The organism is Microbacterium croceum (genome assembly GCF_023091245.1).
In the GTDB taxonomy this organism is placed as follows: domain Bacteria; phylum Actinomycetota; class Actinomycetes; order Actinomycetales; family Microbacteriaceae; genus Microbacterium; species Microbacterium croceum.
The window spans coordinates 218233-231401 of record NZ_JAHWXN010000002.1 but is presented as its reverse complement, the minus strand read 5'-3'; the positions used below and the strand labels follow the sequence as shown (position 1 = coordinate 231401).

Annotated in this window: 16 protein-coding genes; 11 read left to right on the top strand and 5 right to left on the bottom strand. The window is 68.7% G+C overall.

The window, feature by feature from the left end; translation table 11 throughout:
• The first annotated feature begins 63 nt into the window (after positions 1–63).
• Positions 64–2382: a glycosyl hydrolase family 95 catalytic domain-containing protein gene (locus KZC51_RS15115; protein WP_247630857.1), complete on the top strand. Its 2319-nt coding sequence runs from the start codon at positions 64–66 to the stop codon at positions 2380–2382.
• Positions 2383–2425: 43 nt separating this feature from the next.
• Here the strand turns inward: KZC51_RS15115 and KZC51_RS15110 are convergent, their stop codons facing one another.
• Entirely contained in the window at positions 2426–3424 is a 999-nt protein-coding gene (locus tag KZC51_RS15110; RefSeq protein WP_247630856.1) for a hypothetical protein, read from the bottom strand.
• 154 nt (positions 3425–3578) lie between these two features.
• On the opposite strand from KZC51_RS15110, the gene KZC51_RS15105 reads away from it, so the two are divergent.
• The 6 genes from KZC51_RS15105 (at position 3579) to KZC51_RS15080 (ending at position 7644) form a co-directional block, all read left to right on the top strand.
• Entirely contained in the window at positions 3579–3731 is a 153-nt protein-coding gene (locus KZC51_RS15105) for a hypothetical protein (protein ID WP_247630855.1), read from the top strand.
• Positions 3732–3790: 59 nt separating this feature from the next.
• Positions 3791–4810 (top strand): hypothetical protein, encoded by a 1020-nt coding sequence (locus KZC51_RS15100; RefSeq protein ID WP_247630854.1) that lies wholly within the window; start codon positions 3791–3793, stop codon positions 4808–4810.
• A gap of 49 nt (positions 4811–4859) precedes the next feature.
• Positions 4860–5621: a class I SAM-dependent methyltransferase gene (locus KZC51_RS15095; RefSeq protein ID WP_247630853.1), complete on the top strand. Its 762-nt coding sequence runs from the start codon at positions 4860–4862 to the stop codon at positions 5619–5621.
• Between the two features lie 86 nt (positions 5622–5707).
• Positions 5708–5911 (top strand): hypothetical protein, encoded by a 204-nt coding sequence (locus KZC51_RS15090; RefSeq protein WP_247630852.1) that lies wholly within the window; start codon positions 5708–5710, stop codon positions 5909–5911.
• A gap of 93 nt (positions 5912–6004) precedes the next feature.
• A complete protein-coding gene (locus KZC51_RS15085) occupies positions 6005–6520 on the top strand; it encodes a hypothetical protein (RefSeq protein WP_247630851.1) in 516 nt (171 codons plus the stop codon).
• 29 nt (positions 6521–6549) lie between these two features.
• The gene (locus tag KZC51_RS15080; RefSeq protein WP_247630850.1) at positions 6550–7644 is read left to right on the top strand and encodes a fatty acid desaturase family protein; all 1095 of its coding nucleotides are present in this window, start codon (positions 6550–6552) and stop codon (positions 7642–7644) included.
• On the opposite strand, the gene KZC51_RS15075 is transcribed toward KZC51_RS15080, so the two are convergent.
• The 3 genes from KZC51_RS15075 to KZC51_RS15065 are packed head-to-tail and all read right to left on the bottom strand — an operon-like array spanning position 7645 to position 9105.
• The gene (locus KZC51_RS15075; protein ID WP_247630849.1) at positions 7645–8247 is read right to left on the bottom strand and encodes a GNAT family N-acetyltransferase; all 603 of its coding nucleotides are present in this window, start codon (positions 8245–8247) and stop codon (positions 7645–7647) included.
• A gap of 32 nt (positions 8248–8279) precedes the next feature.
• On the bottom strand, positions 8280–8720 hold the full coding sequence (locus KZC51_RS15070) for an ImmA/IrrE family metallo-endopeptidase (RefSeq protein ID WP_247630848.1): 441 nt from the start codon (positions 8718–8720) through the stop codon (positions 8280–8282).
• A 7-nt stretch (positions 8721–8727) separates the two neighbouring features.
• Positions 8728–9105: an XRE family transcriptional regulator gene (locus KZC51_RS15065; protein WP_247630847.1), complete on the bottom strand. Its 378-nt coding sequence runs from the start codon at positions 9103–9105 to the stop codon at positions 8728–8730.
• Positions 9106–9199: 94 nt separating this feature from the next.
• Between KZC51_RS15065 and KZC51_RS15060 the strand changes: the two genes are divergently transcribed.
• The 4 genes from KZC51_RS15060 to KZC51_RS15045 all read left to right on the top strand — a co-directional run bounded on the left by KZC51_RS15060 (position 9200) and on the right by KZC51_RS15045 (position 11865).
• Positions 9200–9436 carry a helix-turn-helix domain-containing protein gene (locus tag KZC51_RS15060; RefSeq protein WP_247630846.1) on the top strand — a complete coding sequence of 79 codons (237 nt, stop codon included), beginning with the start codon at positions 9200–9202 and terminating at the stop codon, positions 9434–9436.
• Positions 9437–9536: 100 nt separating this feature from the next.
• A complete protein-coding gene (locus tag KZC51_RS15055; protein ID WP_247630845.1) occupies positions 9537–10466 on the top strand; it encodes an aldo/keto reductase in 930 nt (309 codons plus the stop codon).
• Positions 10467–10504: 38 nt separating this feature from the next.
• Positions 10505–10888, top strand: a complete 384-nt coding sequence (locus tag KZC51_RS15050; protein ID WP_247630844.1) for a PLDc N-terminal domain-containing protein — start codon at positions 10505–10507, stop codon at positions 10886–10888.
• Complete coding sequence (locus tag KZC51_RS15045; protein ID WP_247630843.1) at positions 10885–11865, top strand: epimerase; 981 nt, start codon at positions 10885–10887, stop codon at positions 11863–11865. Before KZC51_RS15050 ends, KZC51_RS15045 begins: the two co-directional genes overlap by 4 nt.
• On the opposite strand, the gene KZC51_RS15040 is transcribed toward KZC51_RS15045, so the two are convergent.
• Positions 11866–13062 carry an ROK family transcriptional regulator gene (locus KZC51_RS15040; RefSeq protein ID WP_247630842.1) on the bottom strand — a complete coding sequence of 399 codons (1197 nt, stop codon included), beginning with the start codon at positions 13060–13062 and terminating at the stop codon, positions 11866–11868. It abuts the gene before it with no gap.
• Positions 13063–13169: the final 107 nt, after the last annotated feature.

The following is a 13169-nucleotide window of genomic DNA, read 5'->3' as shown; positions in this document are numbered from 1 at the left end:
TGCGCTGACGCGCACCCGCGTGCGCTGACGCGCACCCGATCGCCGCCACCGGAAGGACGACGTATGAAGAGCCGATCCCACTTCGTCAGCGCGAGCACCGCGCCGAGCTGGGACCTCGGCATGCTCGTCGGCAGCGGTCGGGTCGGAGCGGTCGTCTGGGGGAGTCCGGACGAGCATGCGATCTCGCTGACGCATGAGCGGTTCTTCCTGCCCGTCAACGCACGCACCCCTCCGCCGCGCTTTGTCGAGGCGATGCCGCGTATCCGCACCGCGCTGCTGGCGCACGAGGCGGAGAAGGCTGCGGCGATCATCACGGAGACCACCGGCTCCGCCGATTTCTCGCAGATGATCTGGACCGATCCGCTGGCACCCGGTGCCGAGCTACGGCTGGTCATCGATGCCCCGGATGAGGGTGGAGGCGCGGGCGGCCCGGTAGGTGCGAAGCCCGGGGCCTATCGGCGACACCGCAACCTCGCGACGGGAGAGGTCATCATCGCCTGGCAGGTCGACGGCATCCACCGGGAGTTGCGGGTCTCGGCGCCGCGCGGAGGACGGCGGGTCCGCATCGCCGTGCGGTCGTCGGCTCCGGCGACGGTACGTCTCAGGCTCGGGGTGACCGGTGATCTGACCGCCGACATCCCCGGCGCCGCGAGTTATAGGGGGTTCGCGGATGCCGCGGTGGAACTGCGGGCGCCGACCGAGGCGGCCCTCACCGTGAGTGCAGGCACCGCGGGGGAGCGGGCGACGCTGACGACCACGGTGAGCGCGCAGGACGCAACAGTGCGGCTCGTCGACGATACCGGTGCGGAGTTCGCCGTCGACGTCGAGGGCGGGAGATGGGCCGAGTTCGAGGTCGAACTGCGTCACGGCGACAGCGACCCCGATACGCTCCCGCTCGGCGACCAGGCCGCTCTGCACGGCGCCTCGGGGTTGGACCTCGCGTCGGGGGTGCCGGAGGACGTCGCCACGGAGACGCTGCGGGAGGGAGCGGACGGCGACCCCCGGATGATGCGCGCGCTCATCGAACTGGCCTACGCCGCCGGGCGGGCCAACATCATCAGTGCGACCGGAGAGCTCCCTGCCACCCTGCAGGGGGTGTGGCAGGGGACGTGGTCGCCGGCGTGGTCGGCCGACTACACGCTGAACGGCAACGTGCAGAACGGCGGGATGGCGTCGCTGGTGCCCACCGGCACACCGGAGTTGACGGCATCCCTCTTCCGCCTGCTCGTTCCGCATCTCTCCGACTTCCGCACCAACGCCGCGCGCATCTTCGGATTCGATGGAGCGATGCTGCCGAGCCGGATGAGCACTCACGGCCTTGCGAACCACTTCTCCGACGGCTTCCCTCACCAGTTCTGGATCAGCGGCGGCGGGTGGGTGTTGCGCATGCTGGCGGACGCGGTCCTGAGTTCCGGGGACCGTGAGCTGGTCGACGACGAGACCTGGCAGCTGATCGAGGGGATCCTCCTCTTCTCGCGCGATGTGATCGCGCACGGACCTGTCGCACCGTCCTATTCGCCGGAGAACACCCCTGGCGGTGCGGCGACACCGCTCGCGGTGAACGCGACCATGGACATCGCGGTGCTGCGCGATGTCGATCGTGCCGGTCGTGTGCTGGCCGAGGCGCACGGCAGGGACCCCATCCTTCTCCCCGTCGTCGAGCCGAAGTTCCGCATCGACGACGACGGGGTGCTGGCCGAATGGGCCGACCCCGTCTTTCTGCCGCACCGTGCGCACCGGCATACGAGCGAGCTGTATCCGCTCTGGTATGACATGGACCCCGCGTTCGAGGCGACCCCGATGCGGGCGGCGGCGCGACGGCTCGTGCAGGAGAAGATCGCCTGGCGCGCCGAGGACCCTGGCCCGCCTCCCGGCAACGGCGAGATGGCCTTCGGGCTTGCGCAGCTCGGACTCGCCGCCGCGGCCCTGGGCGACGCGCCGAGCGCGGAGCAGTGTCTGCACTGGCTCGCCGCGCTGCACTTCACCCCGGCGATGTCGACGACGCACGACTCGGGCGCGATCTTCAACCTCGACGCGAGCGGCGCGCTTCCCGCCGTCGTGGCGGCGATGCTTGTCGGCTCGTCCCGCGACGCGATCACCCTTCTCCCCGCCCTTCCCGATTCCTGGGCCGAGGGGGCGGTGACCGGACTCACGACGCGGACGGCGCTCACCGTCGAGCTCTTGGAGTGGAGCGCGTCGGGCATCGCCGTGACACTGGCGGGGAGCGCGGAGTCCGCATGGGTGCGCACGGGACCGATCACCCTGACGCTTCCGAGACCCGTCACCTCACCCGCGCATCCCGATCCGGTGACGAGCATCGTGCTGGATCATCGGGAGACCCGCCATCAGCTGTCCTTGACCTGGGCGCCATCGGCGTCCTGAGACCGGGAGTCCGTTCTACGAAGCGCCCTCGTGCATCGCCGATTCAGACGCGCTCATCAGCCAGGCGTGCGCGTCGCTCCTCTTCGCGCTTCGAGTACGTGGCGGCGCGGATCGCATCGTCGGACTCCAGACCCGTGCCCAGCGCCCCGCCGAGTGTCGCCGCCGACGCGACGAACCAGCTGAGCACGAAAAGATCACCGGTTCCGACGGCTCTGCCGAGGGACTCGCTCATCACCGTCGTGTCGAGCACGAAGAGCGCCCAGGCCAGGTTCACGACGTACAGAGCCAGATAGCAGATGATGATGCCGATGGTCAGAGTCAGCAGCGTCGAGGTGTTGTAGAGACGGGACCTCTCACGCGCCGCAGGAGAGCTGTCGTCGGGGCGGTCCCAGAGCCTGCCGTCGATCACGATCCAGGCGATGATGATCGTGATGGAGGCCAACGTGGCCGCCGCCAGACGCCAGCCCGACAGTGAGATGGCGAGCGACCACACTGTCGGCTCGATCGTCGCCACCGCGCCGGTCGCCAGTGCCGCGACCAGTGCGGACTTGAGTCCTGCCGCCAGCAGCCAGGGACGGTTGGCCAGCACCATGCCCAGAAGCACGCGCCCTCGGGCACTGAGCCGGGGGAGCGGCAGGCGCTGTTCGTCAGACACGGCCGGTTCGGCCATCCCGTCGACGAGCCCTCGTACCGCGCGGCGGGCGCGGGTCTGCACCCGGAAACCGCCCAGCGCGGGCAACGACAGCACAGCGGATCGGCGGCGAGGATCGATCGCCGCCAGCAGGTAGCGACCGTCGTCATCGCGAAGCGGAAGCTCGGTGACGCCGATGACGAGATCCCAGCGCTTCTGAACCGCGTGCGTGCGGAGCCGTCCCAGCGCGACGTCGACGTCTTCAGATCCGAGCGTGAACGGCTCGCTGACGAGTTCGATGATCCAGTCGTCGGCGCGAGCGGCGAGGGGAGGCGTGAGGTCGGTCATCCGACGCGCCACCGCTGTGGGCGAAGCCGGGTCGGCCACGAGGCCCACTCGGATCGGCTCCATCTCCGCAACCTACACCCGTGTCGAGTCGACCGCATCGGCCGTCGCGATTCCTGAGTCGATCCGTCGAGAACTCGCCCCGACGACCCACGTCAACCCCCTTCGCCGCCGTGCCCCGGGGCACGTAGCCTCGCCGGACCGAACCGAGGAGAGAATCATGAGCGATCCGAAGAACACGCAGGGGACTCCCGGTCCTGACGAAGAGGCCGACACCGCATCGGGCGGTGCGCCCGATAGCACCGACGAGATCCTCGAGCGAGAGACCACCGACGACGACGGCACGCCGCTCGAGAACCCCTCGGGAGGCTGACGGCTGTAGCGGGGCGTCGACCTGCCTGGGGGTTCGCCCCACGGCCTAGGATTGCTGCGATGACCGACTCCGCCCTCGACGTCCAGGTGAGTCGCACCGTGGGGCGGCGTCTGATCCGCAACCCGCTGATCTGGGGTGCGGTGCTGCTGCTCGCTGCGTTCGTCTGGACGCTGGCCGGGGACGACCTGAGCTTCTTCCCGTTCCTGCTGATGCTGGTCGGCGGCTGGTGCTTCGGTTTCGCCTTCGTCAAGGCGACGATGCGGATGGTGCCCGCGCGCAACGGCGTGTTCCTGCACGCCGGTGTCGCTGTCATGCTCGGTGCGGCCATCGCGTTCACCGTCGAGTACGGGAATGACGTCGTGGACTCGCTGCCGGAGGCGGTACAGGCCGGTGCGGTCGTGGGGCGGCTCGCGGCGATTCCCGCGACCGGATGGATCTGGCTCGGCCTGCTCTCACGCGTCACCGACGTCATGACGCAGCGTGAGACGAAGAAGCGACCCGTGCCGGTGACGCCGGAGTGGGAGCGCGAGGAGATCGGCGACGGGTCGGGTGTGCGCTTCCCCGGCATCCCGCTGCGCATGCGCGCGCTCACCGCGGCGATCATCGTGATCGTCGTGGTCTTCGGCCTGGGCGGCACCGCGCTGGTGATCGCGTTCGACGATGTGGTGCTGCGCATGGGCGCGCGCTTCACGATCATCCTGGTGGGCGTGCTGATCGCATTGCCCGCGTATCTCGTGTTCACGGGCGTGCTGCGTCGCCGAACCGAGTCCTGCCGGGTGGCATTCGGCAACGACGAACTGCGCGTGACGGTGGGGGAGTCGATCCACGTGATCCCGTTCCGACGGCTGGAGCGGCTCGTCTGGCGCACCCGCAGCGACTATGCGCGCATCGAGGTACAGGGCGACGGCGTGGATCTGTCGCTGATCGCCGGGCTCGCCAGACCGCCGCGGGGTCTCACCGCCGAACTGCCCCCGCTGCCGCGCCGCGTCTTCCGTCGTCTCGAGCTTGCCGGTATGACGCAGCAGCACGCGCGGCGCCGCGATGTCACGGTGTTCGCGCGCTCTCCAGGGCAGGGCTGAGATCGGGGCGCCTCTGTCACGGTCGTCCTCGGCGTGCCAGACTCGCCGTGTGACCCTGCTCGAACGCCTCATGGCCGCACATGCCGACGCGACGATGGTCGGATGGGATTTCTCGCGGCTGGATGGTGCGCTGATCTCGGAGAGCCCCTGGTGGGATTTCGAGGCCGACTGTCTGCAGTCGCTGCGCCACTCGCGTATCGGGGCCGTCGATCTGGGAACCGGCGGCGGTGAGCGGCTGTCCGCACTTCTGGATTCCTTGGCGCGAGAGTCCGCGCGCCCACCACGGATCGTCGCGACGGAGGGATGGGCGCCCAACGTGCCCGAAGCGCGAGCACGCCTCGCGCCCCGCCACGTGGCGGTGCTGCCGTACGACTCGGAGGCGGGCGATCCGCTCGACCTTCCCGACCAGAGCCAGGACCTGGTGATGTCTCGTCACGAGTCCTATGACCCGACCGAGATCGCTCGGGTTCTGGTCCCCGGCGGACGGTTCCTGACCCAGCAGGTGGACGGCTTCGACGCACCTGAGATCCATGAGTGGTTCGGAGGCGAGTACCTCTACCCCGATGTCACGCTGGAGGCTCATTCGCAGGCCCTTCGGGACGCAGGGATGCGGATCGACGACGCCGACCGTTGGGAGGGATCGATGCAGTTCCTGGATGCTCTCGCGCTCGTGACCTACATCGGCCTCGTCCCCTGGGATGCGCCCGGATTCGCCGTCCCACCGCATGCCGAGCGGCTCCTCGAGCTGAACGCGGCGGCTCCCATCGTCGTCACTCAGCGCAGGTTCCGCATCTACGCCACCAAGCCGTAGTCGAAATCCTGCGCTCATCGCGGGGCGGCGGGCTGGTCGCGCTGGCGACGGTATCCTGGATGACGGCCGCTACGACAGGAGACCCCGTGATCCTCAGCTTCATCTTCTTCATGATCCTCTTCCTCGGAGGCATCTACCTCATGGGTCTGGCGCAGACGCTCGAGGACTTCCAGGCGATCATCTTCTGCGGTGGTCTCCTGCTCACGACCCTCTCGCTCGCGTTCATGATGCGTCAGGGCGGTACCGCTACCAAGCGGTCGAACAACTGGGCGGGCAAGGCCACGGACTGACCGCGCACTGCCCGCAACGGTGCGTCTGATTCCGACGCGCGCACCGGATCTCCTGCCTGTGAGGCGTACAGCTTGCAGGCGTAACGTCGGTGTATGAATGCACAACTGAAAATCGCGGGACCGAGTCCCGACCTGCTGGGTTTGGAGCACGTCCTGATCGGCTCGCTTCCTGCGACGCTGCTGACCGACGATGCACCCGACCGCTACACCGTGGAAGCGGTGTTCACGCGCAAGACGGATCGCGACGAGGTCGCCGCGATCCAGGGCAGCGAGATGCGCGCCCACCTGTCCGCGAACGGATACCCGACCGTCGAACTCCGCGTCGCGGATCGTCGTCTGGAGATCGCGAACACCAACCTGGAAGAGCTCCGTGACGGCCTCGCTGCCGTCATCGCGGAAAGGCTCGCGACGATCAGCGCCGACCTTCTGGCCGACCGTGAGATCGCCGCGCATCGATACCAGGACGCCTCCGACCGCGAACAGGTCCGTGCGGCATCCGTCGCCGCCCTCGCGGAATCGGTGGTCTTCGCCCGCCGTGCTGAGCCCGCCGCCGTCGATGACGACGCGCGCATCGAGGACTGGGTGGAAGAGGGCGGCGCCTCCCGCTGAGCGGGCGACCCGTCGGAGAAGAGGTCATCATGGGCGACATCCGTCCGACCGTCCGCACACGTCAGCGCGACAGCGCGTCCCGTGCATCGAGCACGTTCACCGAGTTGGCGCAGCAGGTCCGCGGGCTCGGGCTCCTGCGTCGCCGCTACGGCTACTACTGGACCAAGCTGGTGGCAGCCCCGCTCATCCTCGCCGCGTGCGTGCTGGCGTTCATCTGGATCGGCGACACGTGGTGGCAGCTGTTCACCGCGGCAGCGCTCGCGATCCTGTTCACCCAGATCGCCTTCCTCGGCCATGACGCCGCGCATCGTCAGATCTTCGTCTCCGGCCGATGGAACGACTGGATCAGCCTGATCCTCGGCGACCTGCTCGTCGGCATGAGCTACGGATGGTGGCAGCGCAAGCACACGCGGCACCACGCGAACCCCAACAAGCTCGGCGCAGACCCCGATATCGAGCTTCCCGTCATCGCGGTGACCGCGGAGACGGCGATGAAGCACCGCGGTCCGACCAGCAGCTGGCTCCGCGGACATCAGGGGCTGCTCTTCTTCCCGATCCTGTTCCTGGAGGGCATCTCGCTTCATGCCTCGAGCGTGCGTCGGGTGTTCACCCGTGGGCGGCTGGAGCGGCGCTGGGTCGAGATCGTCTTCCTGGGCGTGCGGTTGATCGGCTACCTGGTGCTGGTGTTCCTGGTGCTGTCCCCGGGGCTCGCGTTCGCATTCCTTGGGGTGCAACTGGGGCTCTTCGGCTTCTACATGGGCGTCGCCTTCGCCCCGAACCACAAGGGGATGCCGGTGGTGCCGCGCGACCTGGCGCTCGACTTCCTGCGCCGTCAGGTGCTGATGAGCCGCAACATCCACGGGAGCCGCCTGCTCGACATCGCGATGGGCGGCCTGAACTACCAGATCGAGCATCATCTGTTCCCGTCGATGCCGCGGCCGCATCTGCGCAGGGCTGCTCCGGTGGTCGCGGCGTACTGCCGCGACCATGACGTGCTCTACACGCAGACCAGCCTCTTCGCGTCGTACGCGATCGTGGTGCGCTACATCAACCGCGTCGGGCTGGGGGAGCGGGATGTGTTCTCGTGCCCGCTGATCGAGCAGCGCAGCGCCCTGACCGTGTGATCAACGGCGCTTCGCCAACCGGGCTTCGAGATTCGCCTTCACGGCCGGCCATTCCGGTTCGATGATGGAGAACTCGACGCTGTCGCGCAGGGCGCCGTTGCGATAGCGGGAGACGGCGCGCATCACGCCGTCCTGCTTCGCCCCGAGCCGCTCGATGGCCGCGCGCGACTGGAAGTTGACCCACTGGGTCGTCAGGCCGACGCGGAAGACCCCCAGCGTCTCGAAGGCGTGCTGGAGGAGCAAGAGCTTGGACTCCGCGTTCGTGCCGGTGCCGTGCGCGGAGGGCCGGTTCCAGGTGTAGCCGATGTGCAGTCGTGGCACGTCGGCCACGATGTCGTAGTACGAGGTCAGGCCGAGCACGCGCCCTGAGGCGTCGACCGCGGTGAACGGGATCATCTCCCCGGCCTCGCGCAGGGCGATGCGCCGCGCGATCTCCGCCTCGACCCCGTCGGGTGCCGGCACGGAGGTGTACCACGCGGTCTTCCAGAGATCGCCCTCCTCCACGGCATCGATCAGGTCATCGCGATGCGAGGGCTCGAGCGGTCGGAGTTCGACGAGGTCTCCGGTCAAGGTGACGGCGGAGGGGGCGACGAGGAATGCCATGTCCGCCAGTCAACCAGTTCGCGGTCGCCAGGTCATTCTGCGGCGACGCGATGCGCCCATTGGCCCGCACCCATGCGCGGCGCGACGTAGACGCTCGTGCCGATCCGCTGCAGCATCCGCTGATAGGCCTCGACCAGTTCGACGGTGACTCCGAGCTCGAACGCCAGGCTCGCACGATGCGGGCCGCGAACCGCCTCGGCTGCGGCGTAGGCCTCGGGCGAGATGAGCAATCGCGCCGCCCACTCATCTGCGCGGCGCTCCTGACGGGCGCGGACCTCCGGATGGGCCGACACCGTGTGTCCGAGCGTCGCGTGCCCGAGTTCGTGCGCGAGCACGCTCGTCGTTGTACGCACGCTCATGCCCGGCGCGAGCCTGATGGTCAGGGCGGAGTGGTCGTAGCCGCCCCTGGTGGGGCCGGCGCGCTCCACCAGTCGGAGCCCACTCTCCTCGACGAGTCGAAGGAGGTGGTCCATGGTGCTCCTACTGGTACAGGTCGTCGGTATCGCGCTCGTGTCCGACGGGGGAGTCGAAGGCGACTTCGGGGATAGTGTCGTCGGTGCCTGCGACATTGGTCCGGCGACGGAAGGGGGTCAGCACACCGCTTCCCTGGGCGCTGTCGGCGCTCAACCGTTCTTCGGCTCTGGCGAGCACGAGGTGGGGCGCGACCTGCACCTGGGAGCACACGGCGTAGAGCACCGGGACGGGAATGGCGCGCTTGCCGGTGACGTAGTTGTCGAGAGCACTGCGGGCGATCGCGATGTCGCGGGCCATCGCGGCGATGCTGCTTCCGGCGGCCGCGATCTCGGCTCGCAGTTGACGCCCGACGGCGGCGTTGAACTCATCGGAGAGTGTCTTCACACGTGTCACGATAGCACCGCCCTGTAACCAATATGCTGTCATGCTGGCTCTGAGGACGCTTGCGCGTCGCCAGATGGGGGGATAGTGTCTCCGTGTGACGACAGAAGACCGACGGTTGGTGGCAGAAGCGGTGGCCGCGCACCTCGTCAGAGCGGGGCACTCCCGGCGCTGGCTGTCGGACAACTCGGGAATCGCCTATTCCACGCTACGGCGCAGAATGCAGGGGCGCTCGGACTTCACGATCACCGAGCTCGCCGACATCGCGCTGGCGCTGGATCTCTCACCCGCCGCGCTCGTACCGTCCCCTCGGGTTACGAGCGCGGATTCATAGGGAAGATGTGTCGGTCGGGGCGCCGCTGGGGCGGTGATCCCCGACCGGCGCGTCGATCGTGCCGCGCCCCGGGCCGGAAAGCCAGCGGTATCGTGGCGGCATGAAGACCGTGCCGTTCGGATCCGCCACCGCTCCCGCCGTCATCGCAGGGATGATGCGCATCGACGACAAGGACGACGCGCACATCCGCGCGCTCTATCAGTCCGCGCGTGACGCGGGGATCGACTTCTTCGACCACGCCGACATCTACGGCGGCAGCATGCACCACTGCGAGACCCGGTTCGCCGACGCCCTGCAGCTCAGCGCGGCCGAGCGCGATGAGATCGTGCTGCAGACCAAGTGCGGCATCGTCCCGGCGCAGGGGATGTTCGACTTCTCGTACGAACACATCATGGCGCAGGTCGAGGGGTCTCTCCGGGCGCTGCGCACCGACCGCATCGACGTGCTGCTGCTGCACCGCCCCGATGCGCTGGTCGAGCCCGACGAGGTCGCCACGGCGTTCGATGACCTGGAGGCATCGGGCAAGGTGCGAGCATTCGGGGTCTCCAATCACACGCCGCGCCAGATCGATCTGCTCCGCACGGCCGTGCGCCAGCCTCTCGTGGCCAATCAGCTGCAGCTGTCGATCACGCATGCGCCGATCATCGCGCAGCCGGTCGCGGCGAACATGGCGGGCTCTGATCAGAGCATCGTCCGCGACGGCGGGGGGATCGTGGAGTACTGCCGCATCAACGGCATCACGATCCAGGCGTGGTCGCCGTTTCAGGGCGGCTTCTTCACCGGAGTCTTCCTCGGCAACCCCGAGTACGCCGAGCTGAACACGGTGATCGACCGCTTGGCGGCGTCGTACCGCGTCGCCCCGATCGCGATCGCGACGGCGTGGATCACCCGGCACCCTGCGAAGATGCAGGTCGTGCTCGGCACCACGACTCCCCAGCGTGTGCAGGATGCGGCGGCGGGGGCCGATATCGAGCTCACCAGGGCCGAGTGGTACGAGCTGTTCCGGGCGGCGGGGCATCTGCTGCCCTAACCCGACCGCGCAGCCCGTTCGTCGTCTACCCTGAACACATGTCGTTCCTGATCTCGATCCTCGTCATCGCTCTGATGATCGGTGCGCTGATCGACATCATCACGCGTGACGACTCCCAGGTGAAGTTCCTGCCCAAGATGGTCTGGATCATCATCGTCATCCTGCTGCCGCTGATCGGCAGCCTCCTCTGGTTCGGGCTCGGCAGGGAGTACGGCGGCGAGGGGATCGCCATCCCGCGGATGCGACGCGCCCCGCGTTCGGCACCCGCCGACGTGCGGCCTGCGCCGGCGCCGCCCAGGGACACGCGGACCACCGAGCAGCAGATCGCGGATCTCGACCGCGAGATCGAGGAGTGGCGGCTGCGTCAGGAGATCGAGAAGCGAAGGCGTGAGTCCGACGACCAGGGCCAGGTCGGCGCATGACCCGGCGCGCGGTGCTCGGCGGAGGGTCGGGCTTTCTCGGTTCCGCCCTCAAGGACTCTCTTGAGGCGGACGGCTATCAGGTCAGTGTGATCGGGCGGAACGGTCCGGACGCGCGCTGGGACGACCCGGACGCGATCCTCCGCCTCGTCGACGGCGCGGATCTGCTGATCGGGCTGGCCGGCAAGGCGATCGACTGCCGCTTCACGGACGCGAACCGCGAGGAGTTTCTGCGCTCGCGCCTGGACACCACGCGGGCTCTGCATGACGCCGTGGCGAAGGCGGAGAACCCTCCGGCGCTCTGGATGAACGCCAGCAGCGCCACCATCTACCGCTATGCGCTCGACCGCGCGCAGACCGAAGCGGACACCGAGTTCGACACCGGCTTCTCGCCGGACGTCGCGCGCGCGTGGGAGGACGAGCTCTTCCGCGGCGAGCTCCCCGGCACGCGACGCGTGGCGATGCGCATCACGATCGTGCTCGGCGACGGCGCCGCGACCGACCTCTTCTTCCGCCTCGCCCGCTGGGGGATCGGCGGTACACAGCACGACGGATGGTGGTTCCCCCACCGCCGCTACCGGGGGATCGGTCCGCATCCGACCGAACCCGAACAGCCGCTCGGCAAACGGTCGAAGGGGCGCCAGAAGTTCAGCTGGATCCACATCGACGATCTCGTGGGGGCGGTGCGGTTCATCCGCGACGATCCGTCCATCGAGGGGCCGGTCAACTTCTCGGCGCCGACGCAGACCGACAACCGTGGTCTCATGGCGACGCTGCGTCGTGTGGTCGGGATGCCGTTCGGTCTGCCGTCGTGGCGGTTCATGCTCGAGCCGGCGATGTGGGTGCTGCGCAAGGAGCCCGAGCTGGTGCTCAAGAGTCGCTGGGTGGCGCCCGGCGTGCTCTCTTCCGCGGGCTACGAGTTCGCGTATCCCGAGCTGGAACCCGCACTCCGCGACGTGTGGGAGCAGCGCAGGCGCTGATCAGCGCGCCGCCGCTGCCACGCGTGCATCGACGTTGGCGGGGGAGAGCACTTCGCGCGCGACCAGCACCGCGGCGCCCAGCACGGCCGCGCGCTCTCCGGTCGGGGACTGCACGATCGCGAGATGCTGGGTGGCAAGCGGGATCGAGCGCCGGTAGACGACCTCGCGGACGCCCGCGAGCAGGTGCTCTCCGGCGCGGGCGATGCTGCCGCCGAGCACGATGACCGAGGGGTTCAACAGGTTCACGACGGTGGCGAGCACCTCGCCGACGTCGCGCCCTGCCTGGCGCAGTGCTTCGATCGCCGCGGGGTTGCCGGATCGGACGAGCTCGACCACGTCGTTGCTGGTCTCGGCGTCGGCGCCCTGTGCGCGGAGGACGGCCGCGATCGCGCTGCCGCTCGCAAGATCCTCCAGATCACGGTCCTCATCGTTCGTGCGGGGCGAGTCGGGGGAGTGCGGGACGCGCACGTGTCCCATGTCTCCCGCCGAGCCCTGCGCGCCGCGCTGCAGTGTGCCGCCGGCGATGATGCCGGCGCCGATGCCGGTGGCGACCTTGACGAAGATCAGATCGGTGGTCTCGGGAAAGCTCGCGGTCTGCTCGCCCAGGGCGAGGACGTTCACGTCGTTGTCGACGAGCACGGGGACGTCGAAGGTCTGCTGCACGTAGGCGGGGATGTCGAAGCGATCCCACCCCGGCATGATGGGCGGGTTGTAGGGCCGTCCCGAGGAGTGCTCGACAGGGCCGGGTACCCCGATCCCGACGCCGACGACCGGGATCGTCCGCAGGGATGCATCGTCGAGGAGGCCGCGCCCCTCTGCGACCACGTGGTCGAGCACGGCGACCGGTCCGCTCGCGATGTCGAGCGCATGGGTGGTCGAGGCGAGGATGCGGCCGCCGAGGTCGGAGATCGCGACCGTGGCATGCGAGGCGCCGAGGTCGACCGCGAGAACGAGGCCCGCGCGCGGGTTGAAGGCGACGCGCGAGGGCGGGCGCCCGCCCGTCGATGCCGCCTCGCCGGCGGGGATCACGAGCCCGGAGGCGAGGAGGGCGTCCACGCGCGAGGAGACGGTGGATCGTGCCAGCCCCGTGAGATGCACGAGGTCGGCCTTGGTGCGGGCGTGGCCATCGAGAAGGAGCTGGAAGATCTCGCCGGCCCCGGTCGAGGCGCCCCCGAAACTGCGGTCGGCGTCGCTCATAGGGTCAGTAAACCACAGACCTTTTCGATCTCCGTGGAACCAGATTCGTCGATCGGAAGAAAACTTCTGACGAGAAGGTAGCAAAAGTGTGTCGAGGTGTGTCAGAA

Excerpts from the sequence above, each read along its gene's own strand:
- KZC51_RS15115 (WP_247630857.1), top strand. The coding sequence starts at position 64 with ATGAAGAGCCGATCCCACTTCGTCAGCGCGAGCACCGCGCCGAGCTGG.
- KZC51_RS15110 (WP_247630856.1), bottom strand. The coding sequence starts at position 3,424 with ATGGAGCCGATCCGAGTGGGCCTCGTGGCCGACCCGGCTTCGCCCACA.
- KZC51_RS15105 (WP_247630855.1), top strand. The coding sequence starts at position 3,579 with ATGAGCGATCCGAAGAACACGCAGGGGACTCCCGGTCCTGACGAAGAG.
- KZC51_RS15100 (WP_247630854.1), top strand. The coding sequence starts at position 3,791 with ATGACCGACTCCGCCCTCGACGTCCAGGTGAGTCGCACCGTGGGGCGG.
- KZC51_RS15085 (WP_247630851.1), top strand. The coding sequence starts at position 6,005 with ATGAATGCACAACTGAAAATCGCGGGACCGAGTCCCGACCTGCTGGGT.
- KZC51_RS15080 (WP_247630850.1), top strand. The coding sequence starts at position 6,550 with ATGGGCGACATCCGTCCGACCGTCCGCACACGTCAGCGCGACAGCGCG.
- KZC51_RS15075 (WP_247630849.1), bottom strand. The coding sequence starts at position 8,247 with ATGGCATTCCTCGTCGCCCCCTCCGCCGTCACCTTGACCGGAGACCTC.
- KZC51_RS15070 (WP_247630848.1), bottom strand. The coding sequence starts at position 8,720 with ATGGACCACCTCCTTCGACTCGTCGAGGAGAGTGGGCTCCGACTGGTG.
- KZC51_RS15055 (WP_247630845.1), top strand. The coding sequence starts at position 9,537 with ATGAAGACCGTGCCGTTCGGATCCGCCACCGCTCCCGCCGTCATCGCA.
- KZC51_RS15050 (WP_247630844.1), top strand. The coding sequence starts at position 10,505 with ATGTCGTTCCTGATCTCGATCCTCGTCATCGCTCTGATGATCGGTGCG.
- KZC51_RS15045 (WP_247630843.1), top strand. The coding sequence starts at position 10,885 with ATGACCCGGCGCGCGGTGCTCGGCGGAGGGTCGGGCTTTCTCGGTTCC.
- KZC51_RS15040 (WP_247630842.1), bottom strand. The coding sequence starts at position 13,062 with ATGAGCGACGCCGACCGCAGTTTCGGGGGCGCCTCGACCGGGGCCGGC.